This window comes from Allobosea sp., from assembly GCF_035944895.1.
In the GTDB taxonomy this organism is placed as follows: domain Bacteria; phylum Pseudomonadota; class Alphaproteobacteria; order Rhizobiales; family Beijerinckiaceae; genus Allobosea.
The window spans coordinates 130,208-145,086 of record NZ_DASZAT010000010.1; the positions used below are offsets into that span (position 1 = coordinate 130,208).

The window sequence follows — 14,879 nt, forward strand, 5'->3', positions numbered from 1 at the left end:
GCACCACCCGACTGAAAGGAAGACGTGGATGGTCGGCACAAAGCCGACCATGACGATGAGGCGTAGGTTCAGCCTATCTCAGCGGTCGTCGCGGCGCGGCTTCTTTGCTCCGAACGGCTTCTTGCCAGTAAAAGGCTTCTTGGCTCCAAAGGGCTTTTTCTCGCCGAAGCTCTTGCCGGCCGGCCGGCTATCTCCGGCGCCCGAGCGCTCACCGCCATGCGACGCGCCGAACGGCTTCTTGTCGCCCTTGAACTTGCCGGCGAACGGCTTGCCGCCATGGTCGCCCTTCTTGTCGAAGGGCCGCTCCGGCCGCAGGATCGCGGTTTCCTCATAGACCGGCTCGCGGTCACGCCGCGTCGGATCATAGGGCTTGGCGCCGAATGGCTTGCCCTTGCCCTCATAGGGCTTGCGCGCCGTCGAACGCTCGTCGCGCTGCTCGCGCGCCGGATGAGCACCGCGCGGCGCATGGCTCGCCTTCTCGGCGAAGGGCTTGGCCGGGCGGCGCTCCTCCTCGCCGGTCACCGGCTCGATGATGATCTTGTCGCGGTCGACAGCACGGGCGAGCTGCGCGAAGCGCTCGGCAACCTCCGCATCGATCTCGACCTTGGTCTCCTTGTCGAAGATGCGGATCGCGCCGACCTCGTCGCGCGTGATCTTGCCGCGCCGGCACAGCATCGGCAGCAGCTGGCGCGGGTCGGCGCCATCCTTGCGGCCGATATTCAGGCGGAACCAGACGGTATCGCCGCGCGGACCCGACCTCTCGCGGCGCTCCGGCCGCTCGGCGCCACCATGCTCGCGCGGCCTTGCGTAATCCTCGTTGCTGCGCACCGGACGGCGTTCGTCACGACCGAAATTGGGGTCGCCGACTTCCTCGGCCGCTGGCAGGCGCGAGCGATAGACCCGCACCAGCGCTGCCGCGATCTCCTCCGTCGAGCGCCCCGCGAGCAAAGCCGCGACCATCGGCGCATCGTCCTCGCTCGCCTCGCCGGAAAGCAGGGGATCGCTCAGCAGGCGCTGTTCGTCGAGCACGCGGATCTCGTCCTGCGTCGGTGGGCCGGCCCAGCTCACTTCAATCTTGGCCTCGGCGATCAGCATCTCGGCCTTGCGCCGGCGCGAGGCCGGCACCAGCAGCACGCTCGTGCCCTTGTTACCGGCGCGGCCGGTGCGGCCCGAGCGATGCTGCATCACCTCGGGATCGTTCGGCAGCTCGGCATGGATGACCAGCGTCAGGCCGGGCAGGTCGATACCGCGCGCCGCGACGTCGGTCGCGACGCAGACGCGCGCCCTGCCGTCGCGCAAGGCCTGCAGCGCCGAGTTGCGCTCGCTCTGGCTGAGCTCGCCCGAGAGCGCCACGGCCGAGAAACCGCGCTCCAGCAGGATCGCCTCGAGATGGCGCACCGCGTTGCGGGTGTTGCAGAACACCAGCGCGGTCGGCGAATCGTGGAAGCGCAGCAGGTTGACGACCGCGAGCTCGGCTTCCTTCGGGAAGACGCGAATGGCGCGGTACTCGATATCGGCATGGCCGCGCTCGCCGCCGGCGACCTCGATGCGCAGGGCGTCGCGCTGATAGCTGCGCGCCATGGCGATGATCGCTTTCGGCAGCGTCGCCGAAAACAGCAGGCTGCGGCGCTCTTCCGGCGCGGACTTCAGGATGAATTCGAGATCGTCGCGAAAGCCGAGATCGAGCATCTCGTCGGCTTCGTCGAGCACGACCGCCCGCAGGCCCGAAACGTCGAGGCGGCGGCGTTCGATGTGGTCGCGCAGACGGCCAGGCGTGCCGACGACGATATGCGCGCCCTCGTCGAGCAGCGCCGCCTCGCGGCGCGGATCCATGCCGCCGACGCAGGAGATCACGCGGGCATTGGTCTGCTTGTAGAGCCAGCCGAGCTCACGCTGGACCTGGAGGGCGAGCTCGCGCGTCGGCGCCACGATCAGCGCCAGCGGCCGTTCGGCCCGCGGCAGCACCTCGGCATCGCCGAGCAGGTCGGCGCCGATGGCGAGCCCATAGGCCACCGTCTTGCCCGAGCCGGTCTGCGAGGAGACCAGCAGGTCACGGCCGGCGGCTGCCTCTTCCAGCACTGCGGCCTGGACGGGGGTCGGCTCGCTGTAATTACGGTCGGCGAGCGCCCGCGCCAGCGGCGCACTCGTGGAGATGAAGGACATCGATGTTAGGCCTTAGATTGCAGCTGGCGGGTCGGCAGCACGCAGAACGAGGGGCGGCGCCGGACGCGGCACCGCGATATTGCGCTGCACATAGAGGAAATCGTGGGAAAAGGGAATGCAGCATCGGTTCATCCCGTATGCGGCAGCGGATGCCGGCCATGCCGCCCGCTCCGTTGTCAGCGGCGAGAGCTGCATGGTCTAAGCATATCACACTGGAGCGAGGGTCTGTGGAGATGAGCGAGACTTGGCAACGCTTCGGCGCCTACGACGTGCTCACGCTCCACGACGGGATCTTCGAGGCGCCGCTTGATGTCCTGATCCATGCCGATGGCGAGGCCGCGCGCGACGAGGCCGTGGCACGGTGGGGCAAGCCGAAAGTCAGCATCCCCGTCAACTGCTTCGCCCTCAAAGGCGCCGACGGGATCACCCTCGTCGATGCCGGCACCGGCCCCTCCTGGGGCTCGGCAATGGGCCATGCTCCCGCCGCCATGGCTGGCGCCGGCATCGCACCCGAGCAGGTCGAGCGTATCCTGATCACGCATCTCCATGGTGACCACGCGCTCGGGCTGTTCGACGGCGAGAGCGCCCGGTTCCCCCATGCCGAGATCATCGTGCCCGAAGCCGATTTGGGCTTCTTCGGCGACGAGGCCAATCGCGCAACGACGCCGCAGAACCGGCAAGGTGGCTTCGCCGTCACGGCGGCGGTGAAGAAGCACTATGCCGGCCGCATCCAGCCTGCCCCGGCTGGCATCGTGCGCCCCGGCATCACATTGATCCCGCTCCCCGGCCATACCGCCGGCCATAGCGCCTACCTGATCGAAGGCGCACAGAGCCTGCTGCTCTGGGGCGATGCGCTGCACCTCTCGGACCTGCAGGCCACCGATCCAAAGATCGGCTTCGTCTATGATTTCGACGCGGCCACTGCCCTCGCCTCCCGCCGCGCGATCCTCGAACGCGCCGCGCGTGAAAGCTGGATCGTCTCAGGCGGCCATATCGAGAGCTTCAGGCGCGTCATCGAAGGCAGCGCGGGCTACGAGTTGATCCCAGCCTGAACGGATGCACCGCTAGCCGCGCATCCCGGCTGCATCGAGCAGCTTGCCGGCGGCCGCCCTCGCCTCCTCGGTGATCGAGGCGCCGGCGAGCATGCGGGCGATCTCCTCGCGCCGGGTGCCGTCCAGCAAGGGCGAGACCCGGGTGACGGTGCGCTCGTCGGCCCCCTGCCCGCCATCGGCCGACTTCGCGATCAGGAAATGCTGGCCGGCCTTGGCCGCGACCTGTGGCGCATGCGTCACCGAGATCACCTGCACGCGCGCCGCCAGCCGGGCCAGCCGCTCACCGATCGCATCCGCCACCGCACCGCCGACGCCGGTGTCGATCTCGTCGAAGACCAGGGTCGGCGCCGAGCCGCGCTCGGCCAGCACAACCTTCAGCGCCAGCATGAAGCGCGAGAGCTCGCCGCCCGAGGCGACCTTCATCATCGGCCCCGGCCGCGTCCCCGGATTGGTCTCGACCCAGAACTCGACGCGGTCGAGCCCTTCCGGCCCGCGTGCATCGGGGTCGCTGTCGATCTGCGTGATGAACCGCGCCCGCTCCAGCTTGAGCGGCGGCAATTCCGCCTTCACCGCCGCATCGAGCGCCGAAGCAGCCCTGATGCGCCCTGCGGACAATGCCGTCGCCAAGGCGACATAAGCCGCTTCGGCTTCGGCGAGCTCCGCCTCCAGACGCTTCAGCGAGCCTTCGCTCTCATCGAGCGCAGCAAGATCGGCCGCCATGGTCTGCGCCAGCGCCGCCAGCGCGTCGACCGGGACATCGAATTTGCGAGCCGCCGCGCGCAGCGCAAACAGCCGCTCCTCGACGCGCTCCAGCACGCGCGGATCAAATTCGGCGGCGCGCACCGCCGCCTGCAGCGTCTCCCCTGCCTCCTCCAGCGCGACCACCGCCGTGGTCAGCGCCGCGATCGAGGGCTCGACAAGCTCCGGCGCCTGGGTGGCGCGTCGCTCCAGCCGGCGCAGCACGCCCGACAGGGCGGAAACAGGCGAAGCGGTGCCGCCGACCGCCTCATAGGCTTCGATGATGTCGCGGGCGACCTTCTCGGCAGACATCATGCCCTGACGCTTTGCCGCGAGCGCGTCCTCCTCGCCCGGCTCGGGTGCGAGCTTGCCAAGCTCGGCCACGGCATGGCGCAGGAAATCGGCCTCCTTGCGCGCGGTCTCGACCCGGATGCGCTGGCTCTGCAGGGCCTGGCGCGCCTTTTTCAGCGTCTCGCTGGAGCGGGCGACCTCGGCCGCCTGCGCGGCCAGTTCGCCGAAGCTGTCGAGGATGGTGCGATGCTGAGCCGGGTCGGTCAGGGCCCGGTCGTCATGCTGGCCGTGGATCTCGACGAGCGCCGCGCCGATCATGCGCAGGATCTGGACGCTGACCGGCTGGTCGTTGACGAAGGCGCGGGTGCGCCCGTCGGCATATTGCACGCGCCGCAGGATCAGGTCGCCATCGGTGTCGATCTCCTGCGCCTGGGCGAGGGCCCGCGCCGGATGCGCCATCGGCAGGTCGAACACGGCACTGACCTGGCCTTGCGTCTCGCCATGACGCACCAGGCCGCCGTCACCGCGCGCACCCAGCGCCAGCGCGAAGCCGTCGAGCAAGATCGACTTGCCGGCGCCGGTCTCGCCGGTCAGCACGCTGAGCCCGTCCTCGAAGCCCAGGTCGAGCCGGTCGATCAGAACGATGTCGCGGATCGAGAGCTGGGCGAGCATGGCGACTCAGCACCCTTGTGCCGGCTGCGGATGACCTCGCCGGGGCACCGGCAGACCGGCTTAGAGGCGGCCGAGACCGGTTATCCCGACGACGGCGCGGGTAAAGCCGTTGAAGGTCCGGCTGATATAGGAGCCGCGATCCTCCCGTGGCTGCAGGCCGCCGCTCTCCAGGAGCGTATAGGCGTCCTTGTACCAGGGGCTGTCAGGGAAGTTGTGGCCGAGCACCGCCGCGGCGGTCTGCGCCTCGTTGGTGATGCCGAGCGCCATATAGGCCTCGGTCAGGCGCATCAGCGCCTCCTCGACATGGCGCGTGGTCTGGTACTTGGTGATGACGTCGCGGAAGCGGCCGACGGCGCCGGTGTAGTTGCGCTTCTCGAGATAGAAGCGCCCGACATTCATCTCCTTGCCGGCAAGCTGATCGCGCGCGACCAGCATCTTCTCGCGCACGTCGAGCACGTATTCCGACTTCGGATAGCGGTCGAGCAGTTCCTGCATCGCGCGCAGCGCCAGGTCGGTACGCTCCTGGTCACGCGTCGCGTCCGGGATCTGGTTGTAATAGGACATCGCCAGGATGTACTGCGCGTAGGCCGCGTCCGGGCTCGCCGGGTTCTGCGCCAGGAAGCGCTTCGAGGCGGTGATCGCGTCGTCGTATTTCTGCGCCTCGTAATTCGAGTAAGCGGCCATGATCAGGCCCTTCTTCGAATAGGGCGAGAACGGCGCGTTCTTGTCGATCTCGTCGAACTTCTTGTTCGCGCCTTCGGTGTCGCCGTTCTGGAGACGGGCGAGGCCCTCATTGTAGAGCTTGTCGGCCGGAACCTCAGCCACCACCTCGGGCTTGTAGGTCTCAGGGCGATCGAACGGGTTGAGCGAGCTCATCGTGTCGCAGCCGCCGAGTGCGGCCGCGAAGGCAAAGGCCAGCACGAGGCGCTTGCCGCCGCTGGTCGATTCGCCGGAGTTGATTGTCTTCAGCCGCATGACGCTCACTTCATCCGTCCTTGTGACGCCCTTCGGTAAGAGCGCGCGAAATGGCTTTAGCTCAGAAGCAGCCTTTTCGCCAAGCGTGACGGGCGCTTCATGCAGTGCGCTCGCCGTTTCCAACAGGAAACGGGCGAATGCAAGGCGTGGCGTCGCGTAATACCCTGCTCAGTGCAGGTCGGGCGCGAGCGCGGCAGGCACCGGGCCGGCCGCCATCTGCACCGCATGGTGGGCGAAGACCGGCTGGGCCTCGACGATCGCGTAATTGGCGCGGTCGGCGAACAGGGCCTCGAGGATCCGGACATTCATGCGATGACCGCCGCAATAGGAGCGGAACTCGCCGAGGATCGGGTAGCCGGCGAGCGCAAGGTCGCCCACCGCGTCGAGAACCTTGTGGCGCACGAACTCGTCGGCGTAGCGCAGGCCTTCGGGATTGATCACCTTGTCGTCGCCGATCGCGACGGTGTTGTCGAGCGAGGCGCCCAGCGCGAAGCCGGCCTTCCAGAGCTGCTCGACATCGCGCATGAAGCCAAAGGTGCGGGCGCGGGAAATCTCGCGGGCATAGGCCTCGGGGTCGAGATCGAAGATCTTGCGCTGGCGGCCGATCGCCTTGGTGTCGAAGTCGATCTCGACATCGAGGCGGAAGCCGTTCTCCGACGGAGCCAGCTCGGCGAAGGCGCGGCCCTGCTCGATGCGGACCGGGCGCAGAACCTTGAGGTAGCGGCGGGTCGCGCCAAGGGCGACAAGGCCGGTCGCCTCGATGGCGGAGACGAACTCGGCGGCGCTGCCGTCCATGATCGGCATCTCGGGACCGTCGATCTCGACCAGCACATTGTCGAGGCCGAGGCCGGCGCAGGCCGACATCAGATGCTCGATCGTGGCGACGGAACCGGAGGCCTGATCACCGATCACGGTGCACAGCTCGGTGGCGCTGACCTTGTTGTGGCGGGCGTGGATCAGCTGCTCATGGCCGCCTTCGAGGCCCTTGCGCAGGAAGACGACGCCGGAATTGGCAGTGGAGGGCCGCAGGGTCAGGCAGGCGGGAGCCCCGGAATGAACGCCGATGCCTTGGAGGGTCACGGGCGAGCGTAGGGTCGTCTGCCGTTCAGCCATCATACTCAGTATCCGTCTTAAGCGCGACGATCCCCAGGGCCAGCGCCTTGTGGCGCAACCTCTTCAGCGATCGTGCGGTTCCCTGATGTGCAGCGAACTCAGGACTAATCCCGAATCCCCTTACCCGGTGATGCGCTGCAAGATACGCGCAGGCGCATTGGCTTCAAAATCACGCTTTCTTTCGCTCTGTAACAGAGATTACAAAGCCAGAAAATCTTAACCATCTGCTTGATGTATATGGTTTTTCAGACGTTAAAAAAGGCCCGGCGGCCAGTGCCGCCGGGCCTTTTGTTAAACCGGTTGAACCGGCCGGGAAAGCTCAGTCCGAAAGCTCAGTTCGACTGACGGCGCAGGAAGGCCGGGATCTCGAGCTGGTCTTCTTCCGTATTGCGGGCCGGGGCGGCGCGGCCGAGCTGGTCGAGCTGGCCCTGGGCTGGCCGGGTCGCCGGCGCCGGCGGGCGGCGCATGAACTCGGCATGGGCAGCACTTGGGCCGGCGGCCGGAGCCGGCGGAGCCTGACGCGGCGCCGGAGCCGGCGGCGCCATCGGAGCCTCAACGTACTCGTCCTCCTTGCGGCCGAAGCCGACCGAGGCGAGGCGCTGCATCAGCGACATGCGCTTCTGCTCGACCGAGGCCGGCGCAGGAGCCGGCACCGCGCCGCGGCTCTGCGCGATCTGGTGCTGGGCCGGCAGCGGCAGGTCCTCGACGCGCGGCATGCGGGTCGGGCGGATCACCGCGCGCTCGGGCATCGGCGGGATGAAGCTGTCCTCATGATGCGGCAGCGAGGCTTCGGCGATCGGCGCCTCGACGACGGGCGGAGCGACCATTGCCGGACGCGGCTGGGCCGGCTCGATGCGGACATCGGCAGCGAAGCTGACCGGGGCCGGCGCAGGAGCGCGGACGGGCTCCGGCATCATGGTCTCGGCGACGGGAGCCGGCATGGGCGCAGGAGCAGGCGCCGAGGCAGAGGTGCGGATGTTCGGGACGGCCGAACGCAGCCGTGCCTCGGCCTTCAGGCGCTCGGCAACCTCGGCGATACGGGCTTCGGTCGGGTCGAGCTCGCTCTGGGCAGTCATCGGCTTGTCGATGCCGGTGGCGACCACCGAAACGCGCATCGTGCCTTCGAGCGCTTCGTCGAAGGTGGCGCCGACGATGATGTTGGCCTCGGAGTCGACCTCCTCGCGGATGCGGGTGGCGGCCTCGTCGACCTCGTAGAGCTTCATGTCGCGCCCGCCGGTGATCGAGATCAGCAGGCCGCGCGCGCCCTTCATCGAGACGTCGTCGAGCAGCGGGTTGTTGATCGCGGCCTGGGCGGCCGAGAGCGCACGCTTCTCGCCCTGGGCCTCGCCGGTGCCCATCATCGCCTTGCCCATGCCGCGCATCACGGCGCGCACGTCGGCGAAGTCGAGGTTGATCAGGCCGGGACGGACCATCAGGTCTGTGATGCAGGCGACGCCGGAGTAGAGCACCTGGTCGGCCATGCCGAAGGCGTCGGCGAAGCCGGTGTTCTCGTTGGCGACGCGGAACAGGTTCTGGTTCGGGATGACGATCAGCGTGTCGACGGCCTCGTTGAGCTCCCCGATGCCGGCCTCGGCCATGCGCATGCGGCGCTGACCCTCGAACTGGAACGGCTTGGTAACGACGCCGACGGTGAGGATGCCCATGTCACGGGCGACGCGGGCGATCGCGGGGGCAGCGCCGGTGCCGGTGCCGCCGCCCATGCCGGCAGTGATGAAGACCATGTGCGCGCCGGCCAGATGATCGCGGATCTCGTCGATCACCTCTTCGGCGGCCGCGCGCCCGACTTCCGGCTGCGAGCCGGCGCCGAGGCCCTCGGTGACCTGGAGGCCCATCTGGATGATGCGCGGAGCGCGGGCGAGTGCAAGCGCCTGCGCGTCGGTGTTGGCGCAGACGAAGTCGACGCCATCGAGCCCGGCCTCGATCATGTTGTTCACGGCATTGCCGCCGGCGCCGCCGACGCCGAACACGGTGATCCGGGGCTTCAGTTCCCGGATGTCCGGGGCTTGCAGGTTCATCGCCATGATTGCCTCTTTCACTGTCTTGTCCGGCTCCTGGCGGGCCGTCCCGTCTTCCACGCCAGGGGCCTTAAGCCCCGCTCTGCTCATACTCACCCCGGTCCGCATCGGCCTTTCGGCGGTGCGGGCCGCAACTCTAGAAGCTCTCGCGCAGCCAGCGGCCGACGCGGGAGAAGTAGCCATCGGTCGCATGGGCGAAGAAGGACGCCCCCGCCCGTGGTTCGAAATGTTCGACATGCGCGACCTGCGGGTAGACCAGGAGGCCGACCGCCGCCGCGAAGGACGGGCCCTTGCCCGCTTCCGGCAAACCCTTGATTCCGAGCGGCCGACCGGTGCGGACCTGGCCGCCGAGCACGCGCCGCGCCACTTCCGGCATGCCGGTGAGCTGGCAGGCACCGCCGGTCAGGACAACGCGCCGCCCGGCCTCGGCCGAGAAGCCGGATGCCTTCAGCCGGTCGCGCACGAGTTCGAGAATCTCCTCGACGCGCGGCTTGATGATCCGGACCAGATGCGACTTCGAGAGATGGTTCGGCGTGTCGCGCTCGTCGTCGTCGACCTGCGGCACCGCGATCATGTCCCGCTCGTCGGAGGGGCTGGCAATCGCCGAGCCGTGCAGCGTCTTCAGTCGCTCGGCGGCGGAGACCCGGGTCGAGAGCCCGCGCGCCACGTCCATGGTGATATGGTTGCCGCCGACGGCGATCGCGTCGGCATGGGTCAGGTGCCCGCCGGAGAAGACGCCGAGCGAGGTGGTGCCACCGCCCATGTCGACCACGACGACGCCCATCTCGGCCTCGTCGTCGACCAGCACGGAGAGACCCGCCGCATAGGGGCTCGCGACCACCGCCTCGACCTCGAGATGACAGCGCTCGACCGCGAGCATGACATTGCGCGCCGCCGCCGCCTCCGCCGCCACGACATGCATGTCGACCGAGAGCGAACCGCCGATCAGCCCGCGCGGATCGAGCACGCCGGGCGAACCGTCGAGCGCGTAGCCGGTCGGCAGCGCATGCAGCACCGCCTTGCCCGGCCGGATCGCATGGGTCGCAGCAGCGGCAAGCACCCGCTTCACATCGGAATCACCGACCGAGCCGCCGCGCAGATCGACGCTGGCCTGATAATGCTGCGAGTTCAGCCGGCCGCCGGTCAGGTTGACGATGACGGACTGGACTTCGACCTTGGCCATGCGCTCGGCCGCGTCGACCGCAGCGCGGATGGCGCGCTCGGCGCTTTCCAGATCGATGATCGCGCCGCCCTTCAGGCCGAGCGAGCGCTGATGGCCGATGCCGATGATGCGCGCGACATGGGTACGCCCGCGCAGCCGCTCGTTCGCCTCGGCCGGGTTCAATTCGGCGATCAGGCAGACGACCTTGCTCGTGCCGATGTCCAGAATCGACAAGGTCGCGCTCTTGCGCGACGACAACGGACGCATCCGCGGGGTCAGACCTTGCGAGGTCAAGCTCATGCCTCGCCGCCCTTCTTCTTGGTCTTGCTCTTGAGCTGCTCGAACCGCGTCGTCGCGGCCTCTTCGGTCAGGCGCATGGTCACCCGGTCAGGCTGGCGCATGTCGATGGCGATCAGGTCCTTCTCGCTGATTCGGAAGTCCTGTTCGAGGCTGGCCAGGCGCTTCAGCGCGGCGCCGGCGCCCTGCTCCGGCAGCCGGACATCGGCGCCGGTATCAAGCTTCAGGTTCCAGCGCCGGCCGGCAACGAGGCTGCCGGCGCGGATGCGCGAGCTGAAGGAACCGGCCTCGCCGAGCAGCGCGATGTAGTCCTTCGCCCGCTTGTTGGCGTCGGGCCCGACGACCAGCGGCAGGTAGGCGAAGCGGCCGTCATCCATCTTGTCGATCACCGTGCCGTCCTGCGCGATCAGGAAGAGATCGCCCTTGACCTGCCAGAGCGCATAGGGCTCGCGCTCGACCAGGTTGATCGAAATCTCGCCAGGATAGAGCTTGCGGACAGAGGCCTCGCGGATCATCGGCGTCGCCTCGAGCCGCTTGCGCGCCTCGTCTGCGTCGAAGAAGGCGAGCGAGATCTTGGGGTCGATGCCGGCGGCGACCAGGACCTCGATCTCGGAGAGGCCGCTGAGGCCGGAGATGGTGATGCGGTCGATGCCGAGGCCGACGAGCCGGGCCAGCGCATGCCTGGGCTCGCCATAGTTCTCGCGGAAGGTCTCGTAATGGCCGCCCAGGATCGCTCCACTCACGCCCGTGAGCACGAGGAAGCCGATCGCCAGGAAGGAGCCGAGGCCGCTCGGCAGCCGCTCGGCCAGCGGCACCGCGACGGCGCTGCGCCGCGAGCCGCGGAACCAGCGGCGCGAGCGCTCGCCGACGAGGAGCTGCGGCCCCGTCACGCGCATCGGCAGGTTGGCCCCGGTGAACACCGGTTCCACCTTCACCGATTCAAGGAGGCGTCCTCGACGATCCATTTGACGAGCTCACCGAAGTTCATGCCCGCATGGGCGGCTAATTCAGGCACAAGGCTGGTTTCGGTCATGCCGGGCTGCGTGTTGACCTCCAGCCAGACGAGCGTGTCGCTCTCGTCGTCGTAGCGGAAGTCTGAACGGCTGACGCCGCGGCACCCGATTGCTTGATGCGCCGTTAACGCACACTCTTCGATTTGGCGGTAAAGATTCGGTAAAATTTGCGCCGGGCAGATGTGGATTGAACCGCCTTTGGCATATTTGGCGTCGTAGTCGTAGAACTCCCCCGTCGCCGCCCGAATCTCCGTTACCCCCAAGGACTTGCCGTCCATCACCGCGCAGGTCAGTTCGCGCCCGGCGATGAAGGTTTCGGCCAGCATGATCTCGCCGCAGGGCCAGTCTGGCCGGGCGATCTCCTGGGGCGGGTGCTCGCGGCCTTTCTTAACGATCACCACCCCGACGGAGGAGCCTTCGTCGATCGGCTTGATCACATAGGGCGGCGGCAGGGGATGCCGTTTCGCAGCCTCGAAGCGCGAGACGGTCACGCCTTTCGCCACCGGCACGCCGGCGGCCGCCACGACCATCTTGGCCTTGTCCTTGCGGATGGCGAGCGAGGAGGCCAGCACGCCGGAATGGGTATAGGGGATGCCGAGGATCTCGAGCACGCCCTGGATGGTACCGTCCTCGCCGTAGCGGCCGTGCAGGGCATTGAAGGCGGCGTCGGGCTTCAGCTTCGCCAGCACCTCGGCAACGTCGCGGCCGACCTCGACGCGCGTGACACGATAGCCGACGCCTTCCAGCGCCCGAGCACAGGCCGCGCCGCTGCTGAGGCTGACCTCACGCTCGACGGACCACCCGCCCATCAGCACTGCGACATGCTTGCTCATCAAGGTTCCTGACACCGAATTCCTGGGTCCGAACCTGAGCCGAGATGGTTAACGGCGCGTTAACGATGCACCCTGCCGGTTAATGACGAGCCGGCTGTTGCACGCCGGACTCACTCCCCCTCACCGGCCGCAACCTTGGCCAGCAGGGCCTTGAGCTGCTCATGTTCAGCTGGACTGAGCGCCGAAATCAGCGCCGCTTCCGTCGCCACATGCGAGACCACCAGCCGCTCGATTAGCGCGAAACCGTCCGGCGTCAGCACGATGCGCAGGCTGCGTCGGTCCTGTGGATCGGCCTGCCTTGCGATCAGCCCGCGCTTCTCCAGCCGGTCGAGCCGATTCGTCATCGCCGAGGTCGAGAGCATCATGTCCTTGGCAAGCTCGGACGGAGTCAGCGAACCACCCTGCTCGCCCTGGCGGCGCAGGGTCATCAGCACGTCGAAACCGGCGAAATCGAGGTCCTCCCCGATCAGGTTGCGCCCGACGCCGAGGCGAACGCGTTCGGCCGCTCGCCAGATCGCGCCACAGACCGCCATCGGGCTCGCGTCGATATCCGGTCGCGCCCGTCGCCATTGCGAGAGGATCGAATCGAGCGGGCCACCCTGCCCGGCTTCGTCAGCTTGACTCATGGAAATCCCGCGCCTAATTATCCCGCATCAAATAATTCGATCTCGAATTATCTCTTATCGAATAATCCTACGCATACACATCCCGCGATGCAAAGGGAGGCCACCATGGCCGACAGCAAGACCCGCATCCTGTTCACGACAATCCTGGCGCCCGTCCTCTGGGGCACGACCTATGTCGTCTTCACCCAGACGCTTCCCGTCGAGCACCCCCTGCTGGTCGGGGCGCTACGTGCCCTGCCGGCCGGCATCCTCCTGATGCTGCTCGGCCCCGGCCTGCCGCCACGCGACAAGCTCCTGCCGCTCGCCATCATCGGCTTCGCCAATATCGGCCTGTTCTTCGGCATGCTCTTCCTCAGCGCCTCGCGCCTGCCGGGCGGGCTCGCCGCCACGCTCGGCTCGATGCAGCCGCTGCTCGTCGCCTTCCTCGCCTGGCCGCTGCTGCTGCGCCGCCCGCGTCTCGGGCAGGTGCTCGCCGCCCTCGCCGGCACGCTCGGCGTCGGCCTGCTGGTGATCGACAATACCGTGAAGCTCGACGCGATCGGCGTCATCGCCGCGCTGATCGGCGCCGCCTCGATGGCGACCGGCACGGTGCTGATCGAGCGCTGGGGCAAGGTCGGCACGCCGCTCGCGCTCGCCGCCTGGCAGCTCACCCTCGGCGGGCTCCTGCTCCTGCCGGTCGCGCTCCTGGTCGAAGGCCTGCCGCCGATGCCGACAATCCGTAACCTCGCCGGCCTGAGCTATCTCGTGGTAATCGGCACCGCCTTCGCCTATTGGCTCTGGGTGCGTGGCATCGCCGCGATCGGCACGGGCGTCGCGTTCCTGAGCCTGCTCAGCCCGCTGGTCGCGACCTTCCTCGGCGCCGCCCTGCTGAATGAATGGTTCAACGCCCAGCAATGGCTCGGCATCGCCATCATCTTCGGCTCGACCGTCATCGGCATCATGCTGTCACGGCGCAAGACGGCCGAACCGGCCGCCCCGGTTCAAGCCGCGACGCCGAACCGCTTGATCTCCCAGTGCAGCTCGTAGCCTGAATTGTCCTTGACGCGGCGGCGGACCTCTTCGCCCAGCCCCTCGATATCGGCGGCGCTCGCACCGCCGGTATTGATCAGGAAGTTGCAGTGCATCTCGGAGACCTGCGCTCCGCCGATGCGCAGCCCCCGGCAGCCGGCGGCATCGATCAATTGCCAGGCCTTGCCGCCCTCGGGGTTCTTGAAAGTCGAGCCGCCGGTGCGCTCCTTGATCGGCTGCGCCGCCTCGCGCGCCGAGGTCACCCGCTCCATCTCGGCGAGGATCGCGGCCTGGTCGCCCGGGCGGCCCTGGAACAGCGCCGAAGTGAAGATGATGTCGCTTGGCGCCGTCGAGTTACGGTAGCTGAAGCCCATATCGGCATGTGAGAACGTCACGATCTCGCCCTTGCGGGTAACGCCGCGCGCCTCGACCAGCACATCGGTGGTCTCGCCACCATGCGCGCCGGCGTTCATCCGCAGCGCCCCGCCGATGCAGCCGGGAATGCCGCGATAGAAGGCGAGGCCATCGAGCGAGGCGTCAGCAGCAGCGCGTGCCACCTTCACATCCGGAACGGCGGTGCCGGCGCGCAGACGATCGCCGTCCTCGCGGGTGATCTCGCCAAAAGCCTTGCCGGCGAGGCGGATGACCACGCCGGGAATCCCACCATCGCGCACGATCAGGTTCGAGCCGAGCCCGACCACGCTGACCGGGATCTCGGCCGGCAGCTTGCCGAGCAGGTAAGCGAGATCCGCCTCGTCGGCTGGAGTGAACAGAATCTGCGCCGGCCCGCCGACACGGAACCAGGTCAGCCCCGCCATCTCCTGATTGGCGAGCAGCCGCCCGCGTAATTCAGGCGCGGCGGCGCGGAGGTCGGGAGTGATGTCTTGGAAAGGCATGAGC

General features: G+C 68.0%; 12 protein-coding genes. 2 read left to right on the plus strand and 10 right to left on the minus strand.

What is annotated here, in order from left to right; translation table 11 throughout:
- Positions 1-78 precede the first annotated feature (78 nt).
- Positions 79-2,163, minus strand: a complete 2,085-nt coding sequence (locus tag VGV58_RS16185) for a DEAD/DEAH box helicase (RefSeq protein ID WP_326875058.1) — start codon at positions 2,161-2,163, stop codon at positions 79-81.
- A 233-nt stretch (positions 2,164-2,396) separates the two neighbouring features.
- Here VGV58_RS16185 and aidB point away from each other — a divergent pair, with 233 nt between their 5' ends.
- Positions 2,397-3,215, plus strand: a complete 819-nt coding sequence (gene aidB, locus VGV58_RS16190; protein ID WP_326875059.1) for an AidB family quorum-quenching N-acyl homoserine lactonase — start codon at positions 2,397-2,399, stop codon at positions 3,213-3,215.
- A 12-nt stretch (positions 3,216-3,227) separates the two neighbouring features.
- On the opposite strand, the gene recN is transcribed toward aidB, so the two are convergent.
- The 8 genes from recN to VGV58_RS16230 form a co-directional block, all read right to left on the minus strand.
- A complete protein-coding gene (gene recN / locus VGV58_RS16195; RefSeq protein WP_326875060.1) occupies positions 3,228-4,916 on the minus strand; it encodes a DNA repair protein RecN in 1,689 nt (562 codons plus the stop codon).
- A 60-nt stretch (positions 4,917-4,976) separates the two neighbouring features.
- On the minus strand, positions 4,977-5,891 hold the full coding sequence (locus VGV58_RS16200) for an outer membrane protein assembly factor BamD (RefSeq protein WP_326875061.1): 915 nt from the start codon (positions 5,889-5,891) through the stop codon (positions 4,977-4,979).
- A gap of 168 nt (positions 5,892-6,059) precedes the next feature.
- Positions 6,060-7,007, minus strand: a complete 948-nt coding sequence (gene lpxC / locus VGV58_RS16205) for a UDP-3-O-acyl-N-acetylglucosamine deacetylase (RefSeq protein WP_326875062.1) — start codon at positions 7,005-7,007, stop codon at positions 6,060-6,062.
- A gap of 329 nt (positions 7,008-7,336) precedes the next feature.
- Positions 7,337-9,046, minus strand: coding sequence for a cell division protein FtsZ (ftsZ, locus tag VGV58_RS16210; RefSeq protein WP_326875063.1), 1,710 nt, complete (start codon positions 9,044-9,046; stop codon positions 7,337-7,339).
- A 130-nt stretch (positions 9,047-9,176) separates the two neighbouring features.
- On the minus strand, positions 9,177-10,502 hold the full coding sequence (gene ftsA / locus VGV58_RS16215; RefSeq protein ID WP_326875064.1) for a cell division protein FtsA: 1,326 nt from the start codon (positions 10,500-10,502) through the stop codon (positions 9,177-9,179).
- Entirely contained in the window at positions 10,499-11,419 is a 921-nt protein-coding gene (locus VGV58_RS16220; protein ID WP_326875065.1) for a cell division protein FtsQ/DivIB, read from the minus strand. Before VGV58_RS16220 ends, ftsA begins: the two co-directional genes overlap by 4 nt.
- 11 nt (positions 11,420-11,430) lie before the next feature.
- Positions 11,431-12,345 carry a D-alanine--D-alanine ligase gene (locus tag VGV58_RS16225; protein WP_326875066.1) on the minus strand — a complete coding sequence of 305 codons (915 nt, stop codon included), beginning with the start codon at positions 12,343-12,345 and terminating at the stop codon, positions 11,431-11,433.
- 110 nt (positions 12,346-12,455) lie between these two features.
- Positions 12,456-12,971, minus strand: coding sequence for a MarR family winged helix-turn-helix transcriptional regulator (locus VGV58_RS16230; protein ID WP_326875067.1), 516 nt, complete (start codon positions 12,969-12,971; stop codon positions 12,456-12,458).
- 105 nt (positions 12,972-13,076) lie between these two features.
- On the opposite strand from VGV58_RS16230, the gene VGV58_RS16235 reads away from it, so the two are divergent.
- Positions 13,077-13,997, plus strand: a complete 921-nt coding sequence (locus VGV58_RS16235; protein ID WP_326875068.1) for a DMT family transporter — start codon at positions 13,077-13,079, stop codon at positions 13,995-13,997.
- Here VGV58_RS16235 and murB read toward each other — a convergent pair.
- Entirely contained in the window at positions 13,952-14,875 is a 924-nt protein-coding gene (murB, locus tag VGV58_RS16240) for a UDP-N-acetylmuramate dehydrogenase (protein WP_326875069.1), read from the minus strand. The two genes, VGV58_RS16235 and murB, sit on opposite strands and share 46 nt — an antisense overlap.
- Positions 14,876-14,879: the final 4 nt, after the last annotated feature.

What these genes read in the sequence shown, in the direction of transcription:
- VGV58_RS16185 (WP_326875058.1), bottom strand. Translation starts at nt 2,163, where the DNA reads ATGTCCTTCATCTCCACGAGTGCGCCGCTGGCGCGGGCGCTCGCCGAC.
- aidB (WP_326875059.1), top strand. Translation starts at nt 2,397, where the DNA reads ATGAGCGAGACTTGGCAACGCTTCGGCGCCTACGACGTGCTCACGCTC.
- recN (WP_326875060.1), bottom strand. Translation starts at nt 4,916, where the DNA reads ATGCTCGCCCAGCTCTCGATCCGCGACATCGTTCTGATCGACCGGCTC.
- VGV58_RS16200 (WP_326875061.1), bottom strand. Translation starts at nt 5,891, where the DNA reads ATGCGGCTGAAGACAATCAACTCCGGCGAATCGACCAGCGGCGGCAAG.
- lpxC (WP_326875062.1), bottom strand. Translation starts at nt 7,007, where the DNA reads ATGATGGCTGAACGGCAGACGACCCTACGCTCGCCCGTGACCCTCCAA.
- ftsZ (WP_326875063.1), bottom strand. Translation starts at nt 9,046, where the DNA reads ATGGCGATGAACCTGCAAGCCCCGGACATCCGGGAACTGAAGCCCCGG.
- ftsA (WP_326875064.1), bottom strand. Translation starts at nt 10,502, where the DNA reads ATGAGCTTGACCTCGCAAGGTCTGACCCCGCGGATGCGTCCGTTGTCG.
- VGV58_RS16225 (WP_326875066.1), bottom strand. Translation starts at nt 12,345, where the DNA reads ATGAGCAAGCATGTCGCAGTGCTGATGGGCGGGTGGTCCGTCGAGCGT.
- VGV58_RS16230 (WP_326875067.1), bottom strand. Translation starts at nt 12,971, where the DNA reads ATGAGTCAAGCTGACGAAGCCGGGCAGGGTGGCCCGCTCGATTCGATC.
- VGV58_RS16235 (WP_326875068.1), top strand. Translation starts at nt 13,077, where the DNA reads ATGGCCGACAGCAAGACCCGCATCCTGTTCACGACAATCCTGGCGCCC.
- murB (WP_326875069.1), bottom strand. Translation starts at nt 14,875, where the DNA reads ATGCCTTTCCAAGACATCACTCCCGACCTCCGCGCCGCCGCGCCTGAA.